Source organism: Bacillus sp. CH_70 (genome assembly GCF_038007045.1).
GTDB classification, from domain to species: Bacteria; Bacillota; Bacilli; order Bacillales; family Bacillaceae_G; genus Bacillus_A; species Bacillus_A cereus.
The window spans coordinates 592,741-612,160 of the sequence record NZ_JBBOWL010000001.1 but is presented as its reverse complement, the minus strand read 5'-3'; the positions used below and the strand labels follow the sequence as shown (position 1 = coordinate 612,160).

Sequence of the window (19,420 nt, the reverse complement as noted above, 5' to 3'; positions counted from 1 at the left end):
ATCCGCCCTCTAAAAACACGAGTATCATTCAGAAGAATTTTTCAGTATCCACCTTCACTATATAGCACCTTTTTTGAAAGCGCAAACATTTATTTTTCTGTATATCCTTTTTATTAAAGTTTATAGAAAATCATTCTTCTACTTTCCTTATTTCCACTCGTTTAATTTGATGCATATCCTTTTCAAGGACTTTAAAATAAAAACCGTGTTTCTCAATAACATCTCCTTCAGCAACGATTTGTTTTTGTACCATAATCCAGCCACCAATTGTATCTACATCATCAGCAATTAAATGTATGCCAAGCAAATCATTTACTTCACTAATAAGCACTTTTCCCTCTACGATTTTATACCCTTCACTTACATGCTCTATAGGTGGATTCTCATCTTCATCGTATTCATCTCGAATTTCTCCAACAATTTCTTCTAAAATATCTTCTAGTGTAACAATTCCTGCTGTACCACCATATTCATCATACAATACAGCTAATGGAATGTGTTTTCTTTGCATTTGTAATAATAAATCATGAATTGGAATATTTTCTAGCACTTCAATAACTGGCCTTGTATATGGCATAATCGAGCACTCCTCGTCACGATTCCCATCCATATAACGAATAAATAAATCTTTTACATTAACCATCCCAATAATTTCATCTTTATCTTCACCAAATACAGGATATCTCGTGTACTTTTCTTGTGCGATTACTTTAATATGTGTTTCAAATGGTTCGTCCTCATATAAGCCTACAACTTCCGTACGAGGTACCATAATTTCTTTTGCTACTCTATTATCAAATTCAAAAATATTATTTACATATTTAAATTCCCTTTGGTTAATCTCTCCGCTCTCATAGCTCTCAGATAAGATTAACCTTAATTCTTCTTCTGAATGAGCTACTTCATGTTCAGAAGCTGGATGTAATCCGAATAAACCAGTTACAACCCTCGCTGAACCATTCAAAGCCCAAATAAACGGATACATAACTCGGTAAAAATAAATAAGTGGTTTCGATAACAATAAGCTAACTTGTTCTGCTTTTTGTATAGCAAATGTCTTTGGAGCAAGTTCCCCAATGACAACATGTAAAAATGTAATTACTGCAAAGGCAATAATAAATGAAACTGTACTGGAAATTGCAGGTGAGAATTGTAATTTTAAAAACAACGGCTCGAGTAAGTGTTTAATAGTTGGTTCCCCTAACCACCCGAGCCCTAAAGCAGTAATTGTAATACCTAGCTGACAGGCCGATAAATATTCATCTAAATTTGACGTTACCTTTTTAGCTGCCAGTGCACCTCGTCTTTTTTCGCTAACGAGTTGATCAATACGACTGCTACGTACCTTAATAATTGCAAACTCAACAGCCACAAAAAATGCTGTTAACCCAATAAGAATGACTACCATCAATAATTTTAAAATATCCACATATGTCCTTTAGCTTTCTTAGCTAAAGTTACACCTCCTTTTAAAAAGAAGTTTCACTTTAGTTTCTTCAATTATTGGAAAGCAACTCTATATAAAATCCACCAATTTTCAAACCTCATACAATTCTAAAGGTAAACCATCGGGATCTTGGAAAAAGACGAATTTCTTCTCCGTTATTTCATCAATACGGATCGATTCTGTCTCAACACCACATTGATTTAAATGCTTCACAGCTTCTTCTATATTTGTAACAGCAAATGCTAAATGTCTAAGACCTGCTGCTTCTGGAAAACTTTTGCGCTCAGGCGGATTTGGAAATGAAAATAATTCGATTTGATACTCTTCTCCTACACATAAATCTAATTTATAAGAATCTCGTTCCTTTCTATATACTTCATTTAGTTCTTTAAATCCTAATATTATAGTATAAAAATCCTTTGACGTCTCATAATTCGAACAAATAATTGCAACGTGATGCACTCTACATATATTCATACTCTCTCTATTCCTTTCTTTACCAAAGATGCATATTCTCTCTTGAAATGAAAAACATATATAGCAGAATATCTCTTTTAGGGGGCTTATCATGAAATTCATTACTTTTTTCGTCGGACTAATTGTTGTTTTCTTGCTCGCTTATATTGCTAGCAATAATAAGAAGCATATTAAATTTAAACCAATTTTTATCATGCTTATTATACAGTTAATTTTAACCTATTTACTACTAAATACAGAAGTCGGCCTCATACTAATTAGAATCATTTCCAGTTTGTTTACCAAGCTACTCGAGTATGCTGCTGATGGAATAAATTTCGTATTTGGTGGTCTTGCAAATAAAGGTGAAATGCCATTTTTCCTTAATGTATTATTACCAATCGTCTTTATTTCTGTTTTAATTGGCATATTACAACATTTCAAAATACTACCATTTTTTATTCATTGGATCGGGTACTTTCTTAGTAAAATAAATGGTCTTGGGAAATTAGAATCTTACAACGCTATCGCCTCTGCCATTGTCGGCCAATCAGAAGTTTTTATTACAGTGAAAAAGCAATTAGCTCAAATTCCAAAACACCGTCTTTATACACTTTGTGCCTCTGCTATGTCAACCGTATCTATGTCTATCGTAGGTGCCTATATGACAATGATTGAACCTAAATATGTAGTAACTGCACTCGTTCTCAATTTATTTAGCGGTTTTATTATCGTACTCATCATTAACCCTTACGACGTTAAAGATGACGAAGATATTTTAGAAATCAAAGGTGAAAAACAGAGCTTTTTTGAAATGCTTGGAGAATACATTCTTGATGGTTTTCGTGTAGCCATTGTTGTCGGCGCTATGCTCATCGGATTCGTCGCATTAATTAGTTGTATTAATGACCTGTTCCTCATTATATTCGGTATTACGTTCCAACAATTAATCGGCTATGTATTTGCACCTATCGCATTCCTTATCGGTGTACCAAGTTCTGAAATTGTCGCAGCTGGAAGCATTATGGCAACGAAGCTTGTAACGAATGAATTTGTTGCAATGATGGACCTCAGTAAAATTTCTAATAGCCTTTCTCCCCGTACAGTTGGTATTATTTCTGTTTTCCTTGTGTCTTTTGCCAATTTCTCTTCCATTGGTATTATTTCAGGTGCGGTAAAAGGACTAAACGAGGAACAAGGAAACGTTGTCGCGAGGTTTGGCCTTAAATTACTATATGGAGCTACTCTCGTTAGCATTTTATCTGCAATTATCGTAAGCATTATGTTGTAATTAGGTAAAATTTTATCATTTTCTTATCCCTATCTTTTGTATACAATAACGAATAGATGTCTTATAAATAATCAAGACATCTATTTTTTATACATGTACAATCGCTTTTATTTAGCGTAAAATATTTTTTATGTGTTTGAATACACTTCTAAATGTATACACTTTGATAGTTTTAAAGGAGAAAAAATGATGAAATCCGACACGAACAACAATACGCGAGCCAAAAAAGGACGCTCAAAGAAAAAACGCCTACTTTGGTTCCTTCTTATTCCATTACTAATTGTAGCACTTGGAGCAGGAGGCTACTCCTTCCATATATACAGTAAAGCAAAGTCCGTCTTAAATAATGCTTATGCTGAACTAGGTCGAGGAGATAAGTCCAGCAAACGTGAAAAAGCTGTTAAACCTATGACCGACAACATTTCCGTACTTATTATGGGTGTTGATGAAAGTGAAATTAGGGAAAAAGGTTATGGAAAAGCGACTCGAACAGATGCGTTATTACTTGCAACAATTAATAAAAACGATAAATCCGTTAAACTTGTAAGCATTCCACGTGACTCACGCGTCTACATTAAATCACGTGATAAATACGATAAAATTACACATGCGCACGTATTCGGTGGTGTAGACAGCACAATTGATACAGTAGAGAACTTTTTAGATGTTCCAGTTGATTACTATGTAAAATTCAACTTTAAATCCTTTATTAAAATTGTTGATTCTCTTGGTGGTATTACTGTAGACGTTCCAGTTGAGTTCACAGAGCAAAATAGTAAAGATGAAGCAGATGCAATTCATCTTAAAAAAGGACGTCAACATTTAAATGGAGAAGAAGCATTGGCGCTAGCTAGAACTCGTCATATCGATAGTGATTATATGCGTGGCCAACGACAACAGCTTGTATTAGAAGCCATTGCTGAAAAGGCACTATCTCTTAATTCCATTAATAAAATCGGTGGCCTACTAGACGCTGTCGATAAGGATTTAAAAACCAATTTAACGTTTGATGATATGATGACAATTACAAAAAATTCAATGGATTCAAATTTAAAGATGGAAAAAATGCAAGTAGAAGGTACAGATAAATATATAGGTGGTATTTATTATTACGTTCCAAATGAAAAAAGCGTCGACACTATTTCAACTACCCTTCAAAAACATCTCGGTGTTACGAATAAAAATGAACATAAAAAATTATAATAAAAAGGCTGCTAGATCTTTCTAGACAGCCTTTTTATTATATTTTTCAACATATTTTTCATACACATTGTGACAAGAAGTGACAATTATTACAGCGATGTAACATTTTTTATGAAAACATTACACACACAGTGAAAATAATAGTATACTAGTACGTACATAATGTTATTTTCATCATTTTTATACAAAAAATGTAATACATATATTTATACATAAATTTCTGGGGGGAAATAAATGAAGCTAAGTAAAATACTGATTGGTTCTGCAATTGCTGGGGGCATATTACTTTGTGTAGGCGGTGTTGGGGGATATCAATATGTATCCAAATTAAATAATCAATTAGATACTACTGCATTACCAAATACTACATTTGAAGGTATTTCTCTCGAAGGAAAAAATAAGAAAGATATTCAAGCAATTATTAATCAAAAGGTAACTGAGTTAGATCAAAAATCCCTTACCTACATATTCCAAAACGATAAACAAACTTACACATGGAAAGATTTAGGGATAAATTATAAAGAAAAAGATATTATTGACAAAATCTTCAAAGAACAAGAAGGAAACGTAATGAATCGTTACAAAATGCGTAAGCAAGCTGAAAACGGTGAATTAAAACGTGACTATAAATTAACACCACAATTAAATGCAACAGCTTATGAAACCTTTATAAAAGATAAATATAATGAAACATTAAAAAATCCTGTTAATGCAGAATTGAGTATTGAAGGCTCAACAGTAAATGTTAGTCAAAGCCAAAACGGAGAAAAAATTGATAAAGGGAAACTAAACGGTTTAACAAACGAAGCTATTACTACTGGTAAATCAGATGTTACATTGCCAGTTACATTTATAAAACCAGAACGTTCTACAGAAGACATACAGAAAATGGGTATTAAAGAAGTCATTGCTGAATATTCTACGCCAATGGCTGGCCGTAACGGAAATCAATCATTTAACGTAAATAAGTCAGCCAATACTTTAAGTGGGGTTATTGTCGCACCTGATGAAACATTTAGTTTTAATGGCCGCGTTGGCGTAACTGATGCTGCACATGGTTATAAATCTGCAGCAGTATATTCACAAGGTAAAGTAATACAAAGTGCAGGCGGAGGAGTTTGCCAAGTCAGTAGTACTTTATACAGCGCAGCTTTAAGGGCAGATTTAGGCATTGTTTCTCGAAGCAATCATTCTATGCCGGTAAATTATTTACCACTTGGACAAGATGCAGCAGTAGCAGATTATGGTCCAGATTTAAAATTTAAAAATAATACGGGCAATCATATTTATATTCAAGCATTTTCAAATGGAGGTAGTATTACTACACGCATTTTCGGTACAAATACTGGTAAAAATGTTGAAGTTTCTTCTCAAGTAATTAGTAGGACTAGTGATAAAATCACAGCGGTTACGTATAAAAAAGTAACACAAAACGGGGCAGTAATATCAAATGGACAAATTTCAAAAAGCGTATATAAAAGCGCTCCAAAAGAATAGATAATATCAACCGAATAGCATAAAGAAAAAGGCGTGATTTAATCACGCCTTTTTCTTTTGCAGTAATAGTAAAAAAGTTTCAAGATGGTCTTTCGTTTCTTCTAAAGACCACATACGATTCCCTTCCTTCGCAGCTAATACACACGCCTCTTCCCACACGTTCTTTTTCTTCATATTTATTAATTCATCACGTAATTTCAAAACGATTTCTTCGTCTTCTTGTTCAATAAACTCTTCCATCACGCTTACTATTTCATCCTCATGAATACTTAACGTACAGTACGATTTAAGAAAGTATTGTAATGTCGTATACATAATGTACTCCCCCTTCTTATTTATCAGATGGATAAGAAGTAATAATCTTAAACCCTAATTCTCCTGACTTATCTCTTGCTAAAACAGTAACAGTTTTTACCAACTTGTCTTTTACACTCATATTTTTCTTTATTACCGTTTTTCCAACCGGGAATGAATGTGTTGTATTTAATACGAGACGAGCCTCTTTAGAATTTTTTAACCAGTCTTGAATTTCCTTATCATGCTGCTTCAAACTATCTTTTACAGCTTTCGTTGCTATTTCCTTGTCATAGTATGTACTTGCTGCTGATACTTTATCTGTCTTCAAGCGATTCTTCAAATCTTCTTCTGATTTGCCTACATGTCTTTCAATCGTATGACCATTTTTAGGTGGCCCTTCCATTTCATCTAAAATATTATCACTAATTTTTTCTACTGATGTCGATTGATTCCCTGTTTGTTTCTCTGTTTTTTGTTCTTTTCCTGCACATCCACTTAAGATCAGCATTAGTGCCAATAAACCACTCAAGAAAAGACTACTTATTCGTTTCATCATATCACCTCTTTCATGATTATTATCGCAACTTCACTAAAAGTCAATTTCACAACGAAAAAATCTATCAGTTTTCATTTTTTCCATCTATTTTTCCATATTTACCCGCGCAATTTCATCAACCCTCTATTTTTCGACTTTTATAATATATACCCCCTATATTTTATGATTATTTCCCATATAAAAACACTGATAATATCACTATAAAACTCTTTCACGCAAAGGTTTTTATAGTGTTTTTCAAAATATTTTAAAATACCCCTATTTTTATATACCCAATACCCATATAAGGTATAAAGCCCCCTTCTTATCAACGTTTTTCTACATTATGTAAATTTACCCTTGCCTATACAAACGAAATATGGTGTAATGCAAAAAAAGATAAAGGATTTTAAACAATGGCTGAAACGATTCAAAATTTCTTAACAGAATACTATTCAATCGCAATTCCACTTAGTATCTTAATTAACATCATCATTAGTCTTTTAGGTTTTATCCCTAGTATTTTTTTAACCGCCATTAATATACAGCTCTTCGGTGTAACAAATGGCACAATCATTTCGATCGCAGGTGAGGCCTTAGGGGCTATTATCTCGTTTTATATTTACCGCATGGGCCTTCAAAAGTTCACTCACGATAAAGTAAATAAGTACCCAAAGGTAGAGCGTCTTCTTTATGTACAAGGTAGAGAGGCCTTTCTACTCGTTCTATCGTTTCGATTGATACCTTTCATCCCATCAAGTATCGTGACTTTATTTGCAGCTCTAGGGAAAATGTCATTACTCTCCTTCAGTATTGCCAGTACAATAGGTAAAATACCGGCATTATTGATTGAAGTATATTCGGCATATCATGTTATGAACGGAACAAATGAAGCGAAGTGGATTGTAACAATCGCAGGTTGCATTGGATTGTTCTATTTGTGGAAAAAATGGAGAAAAAAATAAAGAAGGAGCCTATGCTCCTTCTTTATTTTTGAGGTATCTTATTAATAGCTATCCTTTAAATCCTTAGTTAATACCAACAGCACTAAATGATTGCTTAACTGCTGCTACTTCCGCAGAAGTCGCACCATATAAATCAGCTGCAGCTTGTACTGCACCAGCACGAGCTTGGCTAAATGTAGTAGATTGCGTGAAATATTGTGTATTTGCACGGTAGTAAATCGCACCTAACTTATCTTTACCAATGCCCGTTACAGTTACACCCGAATGCGTACCACCATTTGCTAATAAATAAGCTTGTTTGTTAATGATACCACTGTTTGTATGAACCCCACCGTTATCACTAGTACCAGTGTAACGCTTAGAATAATGGTCTGGGTCACCATATTTCGCCGGATCACTCATAGAGCGAAGCGCATCTCCTGCTTTACCAGGCGTGTAAATATCTTCACCAATCTCCCAATCTGGGTTACGGTTATCATAGAATTCTACTAAAGTACCAAAGATATCAGAAATCGCTTCATTTAACGCTCCTGATTCATTTTGATAAATTAAGTCCGAGCTATTTTCCGTAACAGCATGCGTTAATTCGTGACCAATTACGTCAATTCCACCAGATAATGAAGTGAATGTTACACCATCTCCATCTCCGTATACCATTTGTGAGCCGTTCCAGAATGCATTATTATACTTACTTCCGTAATGAACTGTTGATTTTAACGGTGCCCCTGCATCATTAATAGAGTTTCTATTAAATGTAGCTTTATAATAATCATATGTTTTACCTGCATAGTAATGAGCATCTACTGCCGCTGCATCATACGCTGCATTGAAAACATTATCTGCATCTACCCATAAAGTTCCTGGCAATGTAGTACGATTTTTCGCATCATATGTGAAAATCGTTGCTCCGCGCGTATTATCTTGTAAGTAGTAAGATGAGCCAGATAATGTTGTATTGAGTGATTTCGTATCTCCTAATACACCTTTACCAGTTCCTACTTTATTTGTTCCTGTTACAGGTTTTACTACTGCTTTCGCATCCTGTTTAGGAGCCTCTTGCTTAATTGGTGATTTATCTTCATTTGCTACATGATCCAATTTATTATATTTATTTAATACTTTACCGCTGTCTGCTTCAATGAAATAGTAGTAGTTTCCTGGACTTGGATCTAAGAAATTTAGATTTACAACATATGCATATGTTGTTTCTTCACCATTTTGATATACATATAAGTCCGCTTTTGGTTCTACCTCATATTTCGGTGTTACCCCTAAATCTTGCTGCGCGATTTCAATCGCTTTTGCGCCTTCAATCTTATTTTTATTTTTTAACTTTTCCTTTTTGTCTAAATCAGGTGCAACTGTTCCAGACAATACTTTTAAAGAACCGTCTTTACTTACGTGAGCTACTTGAGTAGAACCCCATACAGGTACTCCTTCGTAAACTTGTTGCATACGTACTACTGTTGAATCAGTTACAGCATCTTTCTTCACTTGTTTCACTTTGAAAGAATCTTGCGCACTCTTTTCCCCTAGCTTGTAATCACCTTTTGCTGCGTTTAAGTAATCAAACACAACAGATTCTGCTTTCTTACCAGTCGCTCCAGTTAGATCACCAGAAATAAACTCAGGTGACTGTACTGTCTCATTGTACTTCTTCGTAGAGAGTACATTTTTAGAATCCGCAAATGCAGAGCCTGTCCCTCCAAATGTTGTAACTGCCATTCCTGTCGCTAACACTAACGCTAAACTTTTCTTTTTCATGAACCTTCCCCCTAATAAAAATTTTTTTGAAAAAGAGTAGTTTCATATTAGCATTATGTTTCCACTATTAATATACTAAAAATTCAATTAATTTATTTCTCAAGTTTTGTAGAATTTTGAGGAACAAATATTGAAAAACCCCCTTCCGATTGGAAAGGGGTTTCTGTTAAGAATTTATTAATTCTACTACTTTTTCTCCTTGACCATAAATATCCGATGTCCAAGCATATTGCGGTTCCAATACCACTAATACAGCTACCAAAGCCAAAGCACCAATAATTATTTTTTTCATATTATTTTCCTCCCTTTTCTTCTAATAAATTAATTGCTAATTTATAGTAGTTATTACTTTCCTTAAATTCTAGTAATTCCTCGTGATATCCTGCTAGTTCTAAATACACCATTTTTAATTCCTTTTTATTTTCTTCGCCTCTAAAAAATGGGATTGCCTCAACTTCTAAAAATCTTTTATAAACATCTTTCGTTTCAAAGTATTTATTCTTAAGCATTGAAAGTATATATAGCATACTTTTATACTTTTCATCCCTCTTGGCAACATCTATTCCTTTATTAATCCAATCTTTCGCTTCTTCAAATTCTTTTAATTCAATACACTGCAAAGCGATCTCATACACTGCATCAATATAATTTAAATCCTCTTCCTTTTTGTACTTTAGGCATTGTAAATAATAATCTTTTGCTTTTGAATAATCTTTTAAGTTATAGTACAAGAAGCCTAAATTATTTAAAGCAATAGCTGTTATACTTTCTTTATCAGCAAAAGAATTTGCTTCCCTCAAAATATTATTATAAATAGATAGTGCTTCATTATATTGCTTTTTTTGTATATAACTCAACGCAATAAGTAACTGGCAATTTATCACATAACGGAATTTATATTCATTCTTAAATCCTTCCATTGCTACATTAGCAAAATGTAAAGTCATATGTTCAACTTCTAATTCATTATAAACAAGAGCCAAATTGAAATATATTCCATTCTCATGATAACCTTGTTCCTTTGCCATTACTTCTGTTCGAGTCAAATACTCCAATGCCTTCTTATATCTATGTTGTAAAAAATAATATAACCCTTTGCTATACGTATATAATAATTTTTGGAATGGTGAATACTTTTTGTACATCTTCTTTAAGCTCTCTAACTCTTTTTCGACAGCAGGAAAATCCCTTTTCATAATTAAATAACGTGTATACAGCAGTTTATAATAATTTATAATTTCAAAATCCAACACATGCTTCATTTCACCTTGCAACTCTTCATATATACGTTCTACTTGTTGCTTGTCTAAATGAACTAGTGCATTTAACCATTCATCCAGCTTCCCCTTCACATCTTCTTCTACATCTCTCAAATCCGTCACGGCAATTTCTAGTCTTGTGCAGAGCAATTGTAGAATTTCTTCTGATGCTTCGATCTTTCCATTTTCAATCTTACTTAAGTATGAGACAGAACAAATGCCCTGACATAATTCTTCTTGTGTCATTTTTTGCTGAAGCCGTTTGTAAAAGACTTGTTTGCCTATTTTTTCTAATGTTTGTTGCATTGTCCTCCTCCATTCTCATTACCCCATTACTCTAATAATACATAAAATTTGGAGAAATATAAATTGATAAATATAAATTTTCTAAAAAATATGCATAATTTCATTTTTTTCTCTCTTGACTTCACTTCAATATCTCTTCTTTGCTACGAATGGTGAAAAATTGGTATACTATAACCAAATTATGGAGGTGTTCTCGCGATGACTCATTATAAAGACGATAGTTATGCCTTACATACAGACCTATATCAAATCAACATGGCTTATACATATTGGAAAGATGGTATTCATAATCGCCGTTCCGTGTTTGATTTATACTTTCGAAAGCTTCCATTTGAGAACGGCTACGCTGTTTTTGCTGGCCTTGAGAAAATTGTAGAGTACATAGAAAATTTCAGCTTTACTGAAAGCGATATCGCTTATTTAGCAGAATTACAATTTGAAGAAGAATTCCTTCATTATTTACAAAATATGAAATTCACTGGGACGATTCGTAGTATGCAAGAAGGTGAAGTTGTATTTAATAACCAGCCTTTATTACGCGTTGATGCACCACTCGGTGAAGCACAAATTATTGAAACCGCTCTCTTAAATATTGTGAATTACCAAACATTAATTGCAACAAAAGCAGCCCGTATGAAACATGCTGCAAGTAATGATGAGCTTTTAGAGTTCGGCACAAGACGTGCCCACGAGTTCGACGCTGCCCTTTGGGGGACGCGTGCTGCCTTTATTGGTGGTTTCTCCTCTACAAGCAATGTTCGTGCTGGGAAACGCTTTGGGATCCCTGTAGCTGGCACACATGCGCACTCGTTCGTTCAAGCATATCGCGATGAATACGTCGCATTTAAGAAATACGCTGAAACTCATAAAAAGTGCGTCTTTCTCGTTGATACATATGACACATTGAAATCTGGTGTTCCAAATGCAATTCGTGTTGCAAAAGAATTTGGGGATCGTATTGATTTCTATGGTATACGTCTTGATAGTGGTGATATGGCTTATTTATCGAAAAAGGCACGAAAACTACTAGATGAATCAGGGTTTACAAATACAAAAATTATCGCTTCTAGCGATTTAGATGAATACACAATTATGCACCTTAAATCTCAAGGAGCAAAAATTGACGTATGGGGCGTTGGGACGAAATTAATTACGTCCTTTGAGCAACCTGCATTAGGGGCTGTTTACAAACTAGTTGCGATTGAAGATACTGACGGAAAATTAAATGATACGATTAAAATTTCATCTAATCCTGAAAAAATTACCACTCCAGGACTGAAACGAATTTATCGTATTATCAATCGGGTTAACGATCATGCAGAAGGCGATTATATTGCGTTAGATTCTGAAGAACCTGGAAAAGAAGAGCGCTTAAAAATGTTCCATCCAGTTCACACATATATAAGTAAATTCGTAACAAACTTTGAAGCCCGTGAACTCCATAAAGACATTTTCGTTAACGGTGAAAGAACATATGAACTACCAAGTATATTAGATATTCAACAATATAATGAACAGAGTCTCGCTCTATTTTGGGAAGAATACATGCGAACTTTAAATCCCGAAGAGTATCCTGTCGATTTAAGCCAAGAATGTTGGGATCATAAAATGAATTACATTCAAACTGTTCGAGAACAAGTTGAAAAAAACATACAAAAGTAAACAGAGAAGTTTCTCCTTCTCTGTTTTTTTCAATACTATATGGATATTTGTAAAAAATATATTAAAATAATAAGACGAATGTTTTTTATTTGTAAATTTTAATATTACACTATTTAAAAGTGGAATAATATTTGATATTATTTTATTGAATCAATTTCAACAAAATCACTAATAAAAAAGAGGACGCAGGTTGCGTCCTCTTTTTATAAATCCTTCACTCGTAATACACGCATTGCATTTAACACTGCAAGTAGTGTCACACCAACATCTGAGAAAACAGCTTCCCACATTGTTGCAATACCAAAGGCACCAAGTAATAGAACGATCCCTTTTACACCTAAAGCAAAGATGATATTTTGCCATACTATACTTCTTGTGCGTTTTGCAATTTTTACAGCTGTCGCAATTTTCGAAGGCTCATCAGTCATAATAACGATGTCTGCCGCTTCAATTGCTGCATCTGATCCTAAACCACCCATCGCAATACCAACGTCTGCACGGGCTAATACTGGTGTATCATTAATACCGTCACCAACGAAGGCAATTTTTTCTTTTCCGTGCTTCGCTGCATCAATTTTTTCAATCTCTTCTACTTTTTGTTGCGGTAGTAATTCCGCATGAACTTCATCTAAGCCTAATTCTTTACCGACAGCTTCACCAACTGTTTTTGCATCACCAGTTAACATTACTGTCTTTTTAATACCTAGTTCTTTTAACTTTTGAATCGCTTGTTTCGAATCCTCTTTCACCTCATCAGAGATAACAATGTAACCTGCATATTTTCCATCTACAGCAACGTGAACTAATGTACCTACTGTTTCTGGTTGTTTAAATTCAATATTTTCTTTTCTCATTAATTTTGCATTACCTGCAAAAATTTCTTTTCCTTGTACTTTTACAACTGTACCGTGACCAGAAATTTCGTTATAATCATCGATTATTTTTTCATCAATTGATTTTCCATATGCCTTTCGAATAGATTGGGCAATCGGATGGTTAGAATACACTTCAGCAAATGCCGCATACTCTAATAACTCTTCGCTTGTAGTACCTTCACTCGGTTCCATTTTTGTAACTTTGAAAACACCTTTTGTTAATGTTCCTGTTTTGTCAAAAACAATATATTTTACATCATTTAAAGCTTCTAAATAGTTACTACCTTTTACTAACACACCACTTTTAGATGCACCACCAATACCTCCAAAGAATCCAAGAGGAATGGATACAACTAACGCACATGGACAAGAGATTACTAAGAACACTAAAGCTCTATAAATCCACTCAGAGAATGTAGCCCCTTCTAAAATAAGCGGTGGAATAAACGCCATGATCGCCGCTGTAATAACTACAACTGGAGTGTAGTAACGCGCAAACTTCGTAATAAAGTTTTCTGTTGGTGCTTTTTTACTGCTTGCATTTTGAACTAAATCTAAAATTTTCGATACAGTTGATTCACCAAACTCTTTTGTAACTTCAATTGTTAATACACCGTTTTGGTTCACAAAGCCACTTAATACATCATTTCCAACTTCAACTTCACGTGGTACAGATTCACCAGTTAATGCTGAAGTATCTACCATTGATGTTCCTTCAATTACTTTTCCGTCTAATGGTACTTTCTCACCTGGCTTAACGATAATATAATCGCCAATTTGTACATCTTCTGGTGATACTTGTTTCGTTTCATTCCCAATCTTTACATTCGCATAATCAGGACGAATATCCATTAATGAAGTAATTGATTTTCGAGAGCGGTTTACCGCAATGCTTTGGAATAGTTCTCCTACTTGATAAAATAGCATTACTGCTACGGCTTCTGAATATTGCTGAATTGCAAAGGCTCCTACAGTTGCAATTGCCATTAAGAAGTTTTCATCAAATACTTGGCCGCGAGTTATGTTTCTTACCGCTCTCCAAACGATATCTCCACCTATTAATAAATAAGCAAGGACGAATAACGGAATTGTTACCATTTGTGGTAAGCTCGCTAATGCAGCAATTGCTGTCAAAATTCCGCCGACCACTAACCTCCCTACCATCTTTTTCACGTTTGCTTCACCATGATCGTGACTATGTCCGTGGTCATGACCGTTCTTCTCTTCACGAACAACTTTCACATCTGGCTCTAACTTTTGAACGACATTTGTTATATTTGCTACAGTTGCTTCTAGTTCTCTTTTATTCGCAACTTCTACTCGTAGTTTCTTCGATACGAAATCAACAGTTGCTTCTGAGACAGCTGGCATTTCCTTCACTTTATTTTCAATTTTCATTGCACAGTTCGCGCAATCTAAACCTTCTAATATAAATACTTCTTTAGCAATTTTATTTTTTTGCTCTTCTTGCACTTTAATATGCGGTTCTAATTTTGTAACGAGTTGTTTTGCTTCCGTAACAACTTCGTTTTCTTTATTTTGTGCTGTTTCTAAGATCATTGTCTTTGTTGCGAAGTTTACAGAGCAAGAATTTACTCCTTCTATATTCCCAACACCTTTTTCAATTTTCATTGCACAATTCGCACAATCTAAACCTTCTAACATCAGTTTCTTTTTCACTAACGCTTCAGCCATCGTTCTCCCTCCTCGCGTTCTTTTTATTCTTCTTCGTTTACGTGTTCAAACGCTTGCTCGAAGATATGAATTACGTGCTGGTCAGCTAACGAATAATAAACAACCTTTCCTTCTTTACGATTCTTCACAAGTTTCGCTTGCTTTAACACACGAAGCTGATGCGAAATAGATGATTGTGTCATTCCTAATAGATAAGCTAAATCACAAACGCACATTTCAGCTTCAAATAGCGCATGTAATATTCTCGTACGTGTACGGTCACCTAATACTTTAAATAGTTCTGCTACTTTACTTAAACTTTCATCAGTTGGAATTGTTTGTTTTACTTGCTCTACAACTTCTTCATGAATTATCGTTTGAGAACATGTCTCTTGTGGTGTTTCTACTTTATTTCCAGCCATAATAGCTCACCTCTTTAATTGAACATATGAACAATCATTCATATATCTTATACTCTCATTATATGAGCGCCTACTCATATGTGTCAATGAAATCTGAATTTTTTTATGAACATTCCGTTCACATTTTAATAAGTCATATACGTATTTTCCGCACCCTCTATATTCTCATACAAAAAAGGATGTACAATTCGCACACCCCTTTTTACTTACTTTTCATTTTTTACCGCATCCACAATTAAAGAAACAAATCCTAACTGATTATCCCGATTTCTATGGTCAAAACGTTTCGAACGATAAATAAATCCATCTTTCTCATTCCAATCATTATAGTGAAACTTACCATTCTCATCACAGTATTCTAAGAGCATCACTTGAAAACCTGCTGATTCAAACATGGACGTGATTGTTTTATAGTTATGAACAATTTTATGGCTTGCTGCAGGATGATCTAATGGACCAGGTCCACCTACTTGTACCCCTTGCTGATATTCTTCATCTGGAAAAAATGCATCTGGTACTGCACAACGAATATATCCATTCTCCATTAAAAACTCATAACAAATTTTTGCAGCTTCAATTCCTTCTTCATATGATAAATGCTCCCATACATGTTCTGCCAAAATTACTGATAAAGAATTAGGTTGAAATTTATCAAGCCAAGTTTCTCTCCGTAATAAATTTAATTCCTCTTCATTCGTATGTAACCAACCAGGGTTATTATTATAACCCTCTGCTCCAACAACAACTTTTGTTTCTTCCATTTTGCTCCCACCCTTTTTTCATATTCCGACATAAAAATTCAACAAAGTAATATACATCCCCTTTATTTCAACAAAAGAAAAAGCCTTGCGCGCTCCCTAGACGCACAAGGCTTACTGTGTTTATATCCCTTTAATTAGCTTGATCTAAATTATCCTGCGAACTTCCATCGTCTTTTAAATGACTATGTTTTTTCGAATAAACAAAGTATACAACTACTCCAATCGCTAACCAAATACCAAAGTATATCCATGTTGTTAACGGTAAATTTACCATTAAGAATAGACAACATGCAATTGAAATAATCGGTAAGATCGGTACAAGTGGTACCATAAATCCACGTTGTAATTTCGGATGCGTTTTACGAAGAATGATAACAGTTACACCAACCATGGCGAATGTTAATAACGCTCCAATATTCGCTAAATTCGACAATTCTTTTAAATCGATAAATCCAGCAATTAAAGCACTACCAATTCCTGTTAACCAAACTGAAAATGTTGGCGCTTCAGTCTTCTTGTTAATTTTCGCAAAAGATTTTGGTAATAAACCGTCACGACTCATTGCGAAGAATACACGTGTTGTCGCATAAATGTAAGCGAAAATTACAGCCATAATACCGATTACAGCTCCAATAGCAATTACACCAGCCACTTTATCTTGTCCTACAACCTCTAACACATATGCCATCGCTTCCGGTACATCTAGCTCTTTATAAGAAACCATACCCGTCATAACGAGACAAACTACAACATAAATGATTGTACAAATAACTAACGAAGCAATAATACCAATTGGTAGATCACGTTGCGGATTTTTTACTTCTTCAGCAGAAGTTGCTAATGCATCAAATCCTAAGAAAGCAAAGAATACTGCTGCTCCCCCTGCGAACACTCCACTTAAACCGTAAGGTGCAAATGGTATCCAGTTTTCTGGTTTCACGTAGAATACACCAACTGCAATGAATAAAACAACAATACCAATTTTAATTAATACCATTATGTTATTCACACGCTTACTTTCTTTCGTACCTCGTGATAATAACCAAGTTATCACTAACGTAACGATAACTGCTGGTAAGTTTACCATACCACCTTGCGCTGGAATTGTTAGCAACGCTTTCGGAATTTCAAGTCCCAGTCCACTCACTAAATTATTGAAATAACCCGTCCATCCGCCAGCTACTGCGGCAGTCGTTACGACATATACGGATAACAATGTCCATCCCATTAAATGAGCAACAAACTCACCAATTGTTGCATACGAATATGTGTACACACTACCTGAAACAGGAAGTGTAGATGCAACTTCTGCATAACATAATGCTGCAAATCCACAAACAATTGCTGCAATCATAAATGAAAAAATAACTGCTGGACCAGCATCTCTTGCTGCTACTAATCCAGTTAATACTAGAACTCCTGTACCAATTATCGCACCAATCCCTAGCATTGTTAGGTCAAATGCCCCTAGCGTTTTCGTCAAAGTTTTACTTTTACTTTCCCCTAACAATTGCGTAACGGATTTCTTTTTAAATAGGTTGGCCACGATGTATGCCCCCTTTTACTAAGAAGAGCTAAGAGGTATTATCTCTTAGCTCTTATCATGTTGTATTATATATTGTTCGATTTTGTTTTGTATAATGCTTCTATTAGCAAGATACTGTTTCTGCTTCTAATAATTCTTTAGCACCTTTGTACTCTACACCGTGAGCTTCTGCAACTGCTTCAAATGTTACATAGCCATCTAATGTGTTAATACCTTTTAGTAATGCAGAGTTGCCTAGGCAAGCTTCTTTGTAGCCTTTGTTAGCAATTTGTACTGCATATGGTACTGTTACGTTTGTTAATGCAAGAGTTGATGTACGTGGAACCGCACCTGGCATGTTTGCAACTGCATAATGGACAACGCCGTGTTTTTCGTAAGTTGGGTTATCATGAGTTGTAATACGGTCAGTTGTTTCGAAAATACCACCTTGGTCAATCGCGATATCTACAACAACAGAACCTGGTTCCATTGATTTAATCATTTCTTCTGTTACAAGTTTTGGCGCTTTTGCACCTGGGATTAATACTGCACCGATTACAAGATCAGACTCTTTTACAGCTTCTGCAATATTGTAAGGATTAGACATTAAAGTTTTTACTTGGTTTCCGAAAATGTCATCTAATTGACGAAGACGTTCTGCACTTAAGTCGATGATTGTTACATCCGCACCTAGTCCAACTGCAATTTTAGCAGCATTTGTACCAGCTTGTCCACCACCGATGATTGTTACTTTACCACGTTTAACTCCTGGAACACCTGCAAGTAAGATACCTTTACCGCCTTTGTTTTTCTCAAGGAATTGCGCACCAATTTGTGCAGCCATACGACCAGCTACTTCACTCATAGGTGCAAGTAATGGTAGAGAACGGTTTTCTAATTGTACTGTTTCATATGCAATCGCAACAACTTTCTTCTCAATTAACGCTTTTGTTAATTCTGGCTCTGGAGCTAAGTGTAAGTATGTGAATAAGATTAAGCCTTCACTGAAGTGTTTGTATTCGCTTTCAATTGGTTCTTTAACTTTCATAACCATTTCCATGTTCCAAGCTTCTTCAGCTGTATCAACAATTTTTGCTCCCGCTTCAACATACTGAGCGTCTGTGAAACCAGATCCTAAACCTGCACCCTTTTGAATGAATACTTCGTGATTGTTACGAATTAAATGTACAACACCTGCTGGTGTCATTGCCACACGGTTTTCGTTGTTTTTAATTTCTGCTGGTACCCCAATACGCATAATGAAATGCCCCCTTATAATTAACAGAAAAAAGAGATTCTTTTTTCTTTTTGTAATAATTAATAACTTATGTCCTTATTCTAGCATAACTTAAAAGTTATGAAAACGCTAACATATCATTTTTCTAAAGTTTTTATATTTAGAATAGTGTAAATATATAAAACATTGATTCTATTATGGGTTTCGTGACATTCCATTATCTTTCACTCAATTTTTATTATAC

17 protein-coding genes are annotated in these 19,420 nt (G+C 34.7%); 5 read left to right on the top strand and 12 right to left on the bottom strand.

The window, feature by feature from the left end:
• Positions 1 to 130: 130 nt before the first annotated feature.
• Positions 131 to 1,429 (bottom strand): hemolysin family protein, encoded by a 1,299-nt coding sequence (locus tag N2V79_RS03080; RefSeq protein WP_000353320.1) that lies wholly within the window; start codon positions 1,427 to 1,429, stop codon positions 131 to 133.
• 108 nt (positions 1,430 to 1,537) lie between these two features.
• Positions 1,538 to 1,924 (bottom strand): SMU1112c/YaeR family gloxylase I-like metalloprotein, encoded by a 387-nt coding sequence (gene gloA2 / locus N2V79_RS03075; RefSeq protein ID WP_098679295.1) that lies wholly within the window; start codon positions 1,922 to 1,924, stop codon positions 1,538 to 1,540.
• Positions 1,925 to 2,015: 91 nt separating this feature from the next.
• Here gloA2 and N2V79_RS03070 point away from each other — a divergent pair, with 91 nt between their 5' ends.
• From N2V79_RS03070 to N2V79_RS03060, 3 genes are all read left to right on the top strand, one after another.
• Positions 2,016 to 3,194, top strand: coding sequence for a NupC/NupG family nucleoside CNT transporter (locus tag N2V79_RS03070; protein ID WP_000668875.1), 1,179 nt, complete (start codon positions 2,016 to 2,018; stop codon positions 3,192 to 3,194).
• Positions 3,195 to 3,380: 186 nt separating this feature from the next.
• Positions 3,381 to 4,397: an LCP family protein gene (locus N2V79_RS03065; protein WP_002153524.1), complete on the top strand. Its 1,017-nt coding sequence runs from the start codon at positions 3,381 to 3,383 to the stop codon at positions 4,395 to 4,397.
• A 234-nt stretch (positions 4,398 to 4,631) separates the two neighbouring features.
• Positions 4,632 to 5,894: a VanW family protein gene (locus tag N2V79_RS03060; protein WP_064532000.1), complete on the top strand. Its 1,263-nt coding sequence runs from the start codon at positions 4,632 to 4,634 to the stop codon at positions 5,892 to 5,894.
• Positions 5,895 to 5,936: 42 nt separating this feature from the next.
• On the opposite strand, the gene N2V79_RS03055 is transcribed toward N2V79_RS03060, so the two are convergent.
• Positions 5,937 to 6,209 carry a hypothetical protein gene (locus N2V79_RS03055; RefSeq protein WP_000288806.1) on the bottom strand — a complete coding sequence of 91 codons (273 nt, stop codon included), beginning with the start codon at positions 6,207 to 6,209 and terminating at the stop codon, positions 5,937 to 5,939.
• Positions 6,210 to 6,225: 16 nt separating this feature from the next.
• Positions 6,226 to 6,744 (bottom strand): RNase A-like domain-containing lipoprotein, encoded by a 519-nt coding sequence (locus tag N2V79_RS03050; RefSeq protein WP_000822703.1) that lies wholly within the window; start codon positions 6,742 to 6,744, stop codon positions 6,226 to 6,228.
• Positions 6,745 to 7,142: 398 nt separating this feature from the next.
• Between N2V79_RS03050 and N2V79_RS03045 the strand changes: the two genes are divergently transcribed.
• On the top strand, positions 7,143 to 7,691 hold the full coding sequence (locus N2V79_RS03045; RefSeq protein ID WP_000852216.1) for a TVP38/TMEM64 family protein: 549 nt from the start codon (positions 7,143 to 7,145) through the stop codon (positions 7,689 to 7,691).
• A gap of 63 nt (positions 7,692 to 7,754) precedes the next feature.
• Here N2V79_RS03045 and N2V79_RS03040 read toward each other — a convergent pair whose 3' ends face one another.
• The 3 genes from N2V79_RS03040 to N2V79_RS03030 all read right to left on the bottom strand — a co-directional run bounded on the left by N2V79_RS03040 (position 7,755) and on the right by N2V79_RS03030 (position 11,020).
• Positions 7,755 to 9,455 (bottom strand): M4 family metallopeptidase, encoded by a 1,701-nt coding sequence (locus N2V79_RS03040; RefSeq protein WP_000730376.1) that lies wholly within the window; start codon positions 9,453 to 9,455, stop codon positions 7,755 to 7,757.
• A 166-nt stretch (positions 9,456 to 9,621) separates the two neighbouring features.
• Entirely contained in the window at positions 9,622 to 9,747 is a 126-nt protein-coding gene (locus tag N2V79_RS03035) for an NprX family peptide pheromone (protein WP_000720172.1), read from the bottom strand.
• Between the two features lies 1 nt (position 9,748).
• Positions 9,749 to 11,020 carry a helix-turn-helix domain-containing protein gene (locus N2V79_RS03030; RefSeq protein WP_053565271.1) on the bottom strand — a complete coding sequence of 424 codons (1,272 nt, stop codon included), beginning with the start codon at positions 11,018 to 11,020 and terminating at the stop codon, positions 9,749 to 9,751.
• 198 nt (positions 11,021 to 11,218) lie between these two features.
• Between N2V79_RS03030 and N2V79_RS03025 the strand changes: the two genes are divergently transcribed.
• Positions 11,219 to 12,682 (top strand): nicotinate phosphoribosyltransferase, encoded by a 1,464-nt coding sequence (locus N2V79_RS03025; protein WP_064531998.1) that lies wholly within the window; start codon positions 11,219 to 11,221, stop codon positions 12,680 to 12,682.
• Positions 12,683 to 12,885: 203 nt separating this feature from the next.
• Here the strand turns inward: N2V79_RS03025 and N2V79_RS03020 are convergent, their stop codons facing one another.
• The 5 genes from N2V79_RS03020 to ald form a co-directional block, all read right to left on the bottom strand.
• Entirely contained in the window at positions 12,886 to 15,252 is a 2,367-nt protein-coding gene (locus N2V79_RS03020; protein WP_000796571.1) for a heavy metal translocating P-type ATPase, read from the bottom strand.
• A gap of 23 nt (positions 15,253 to 15,275) precedes the next feature.
• Positions 15,276 to 15,653: an ArsR/SmtB family transcription factor gene (locus tag N2V79_RS03015; protein WP_000918378.1), complete on the bottom strand. Its 378-nt coding sequence runs from the start codon at positions 15,651 to 15,653 to the stop codon at positions 15,276 to 15,278.
• 206 nt (positions 15,654 to 15,859) lie between these two features.
• Positions 15,860 to 16,414 (bottom strand): class I SAM-dependent methyltransferase, encoded by a 555-nt coding sequence (locus tag N2V79_RS03010; RefSeq protein ID WP_064531996.1) that lies wholly within the window; start codon positions 16,412 to 16,414, stop codon positions 15,860 to 15,862.
• Positions 16,415 to 16,544: 130 nt separating this feature from the next.
• The gene (locus N2V79_RS03005; protein WP_001284896.1) at positions 16,545 to 17,960 is read right to left on the bottom strand and encodes an amino acid permease; all 1,416 of its coding nucleotides are present in this window, start codon (positions 17,958 to 17,960) and stop codon (positions 16,545 to 16,547) included.
• A 103-nt stretch (positions 17,961 to 18,063) separates the two neighbouring features.
• A complete protein-coding gene (ald, locus tag N2V79_RS03000; protein WP_001219741.1) occupies positions 18,064 to 19,197 on the bottom strand; it encodes an alanine dehydrogenase in 1,134 nt (377 codons plus the stop codon).
• Between the last annotated feature and the right edge of the window lie 223 nt (positions 19,198 to 19,420).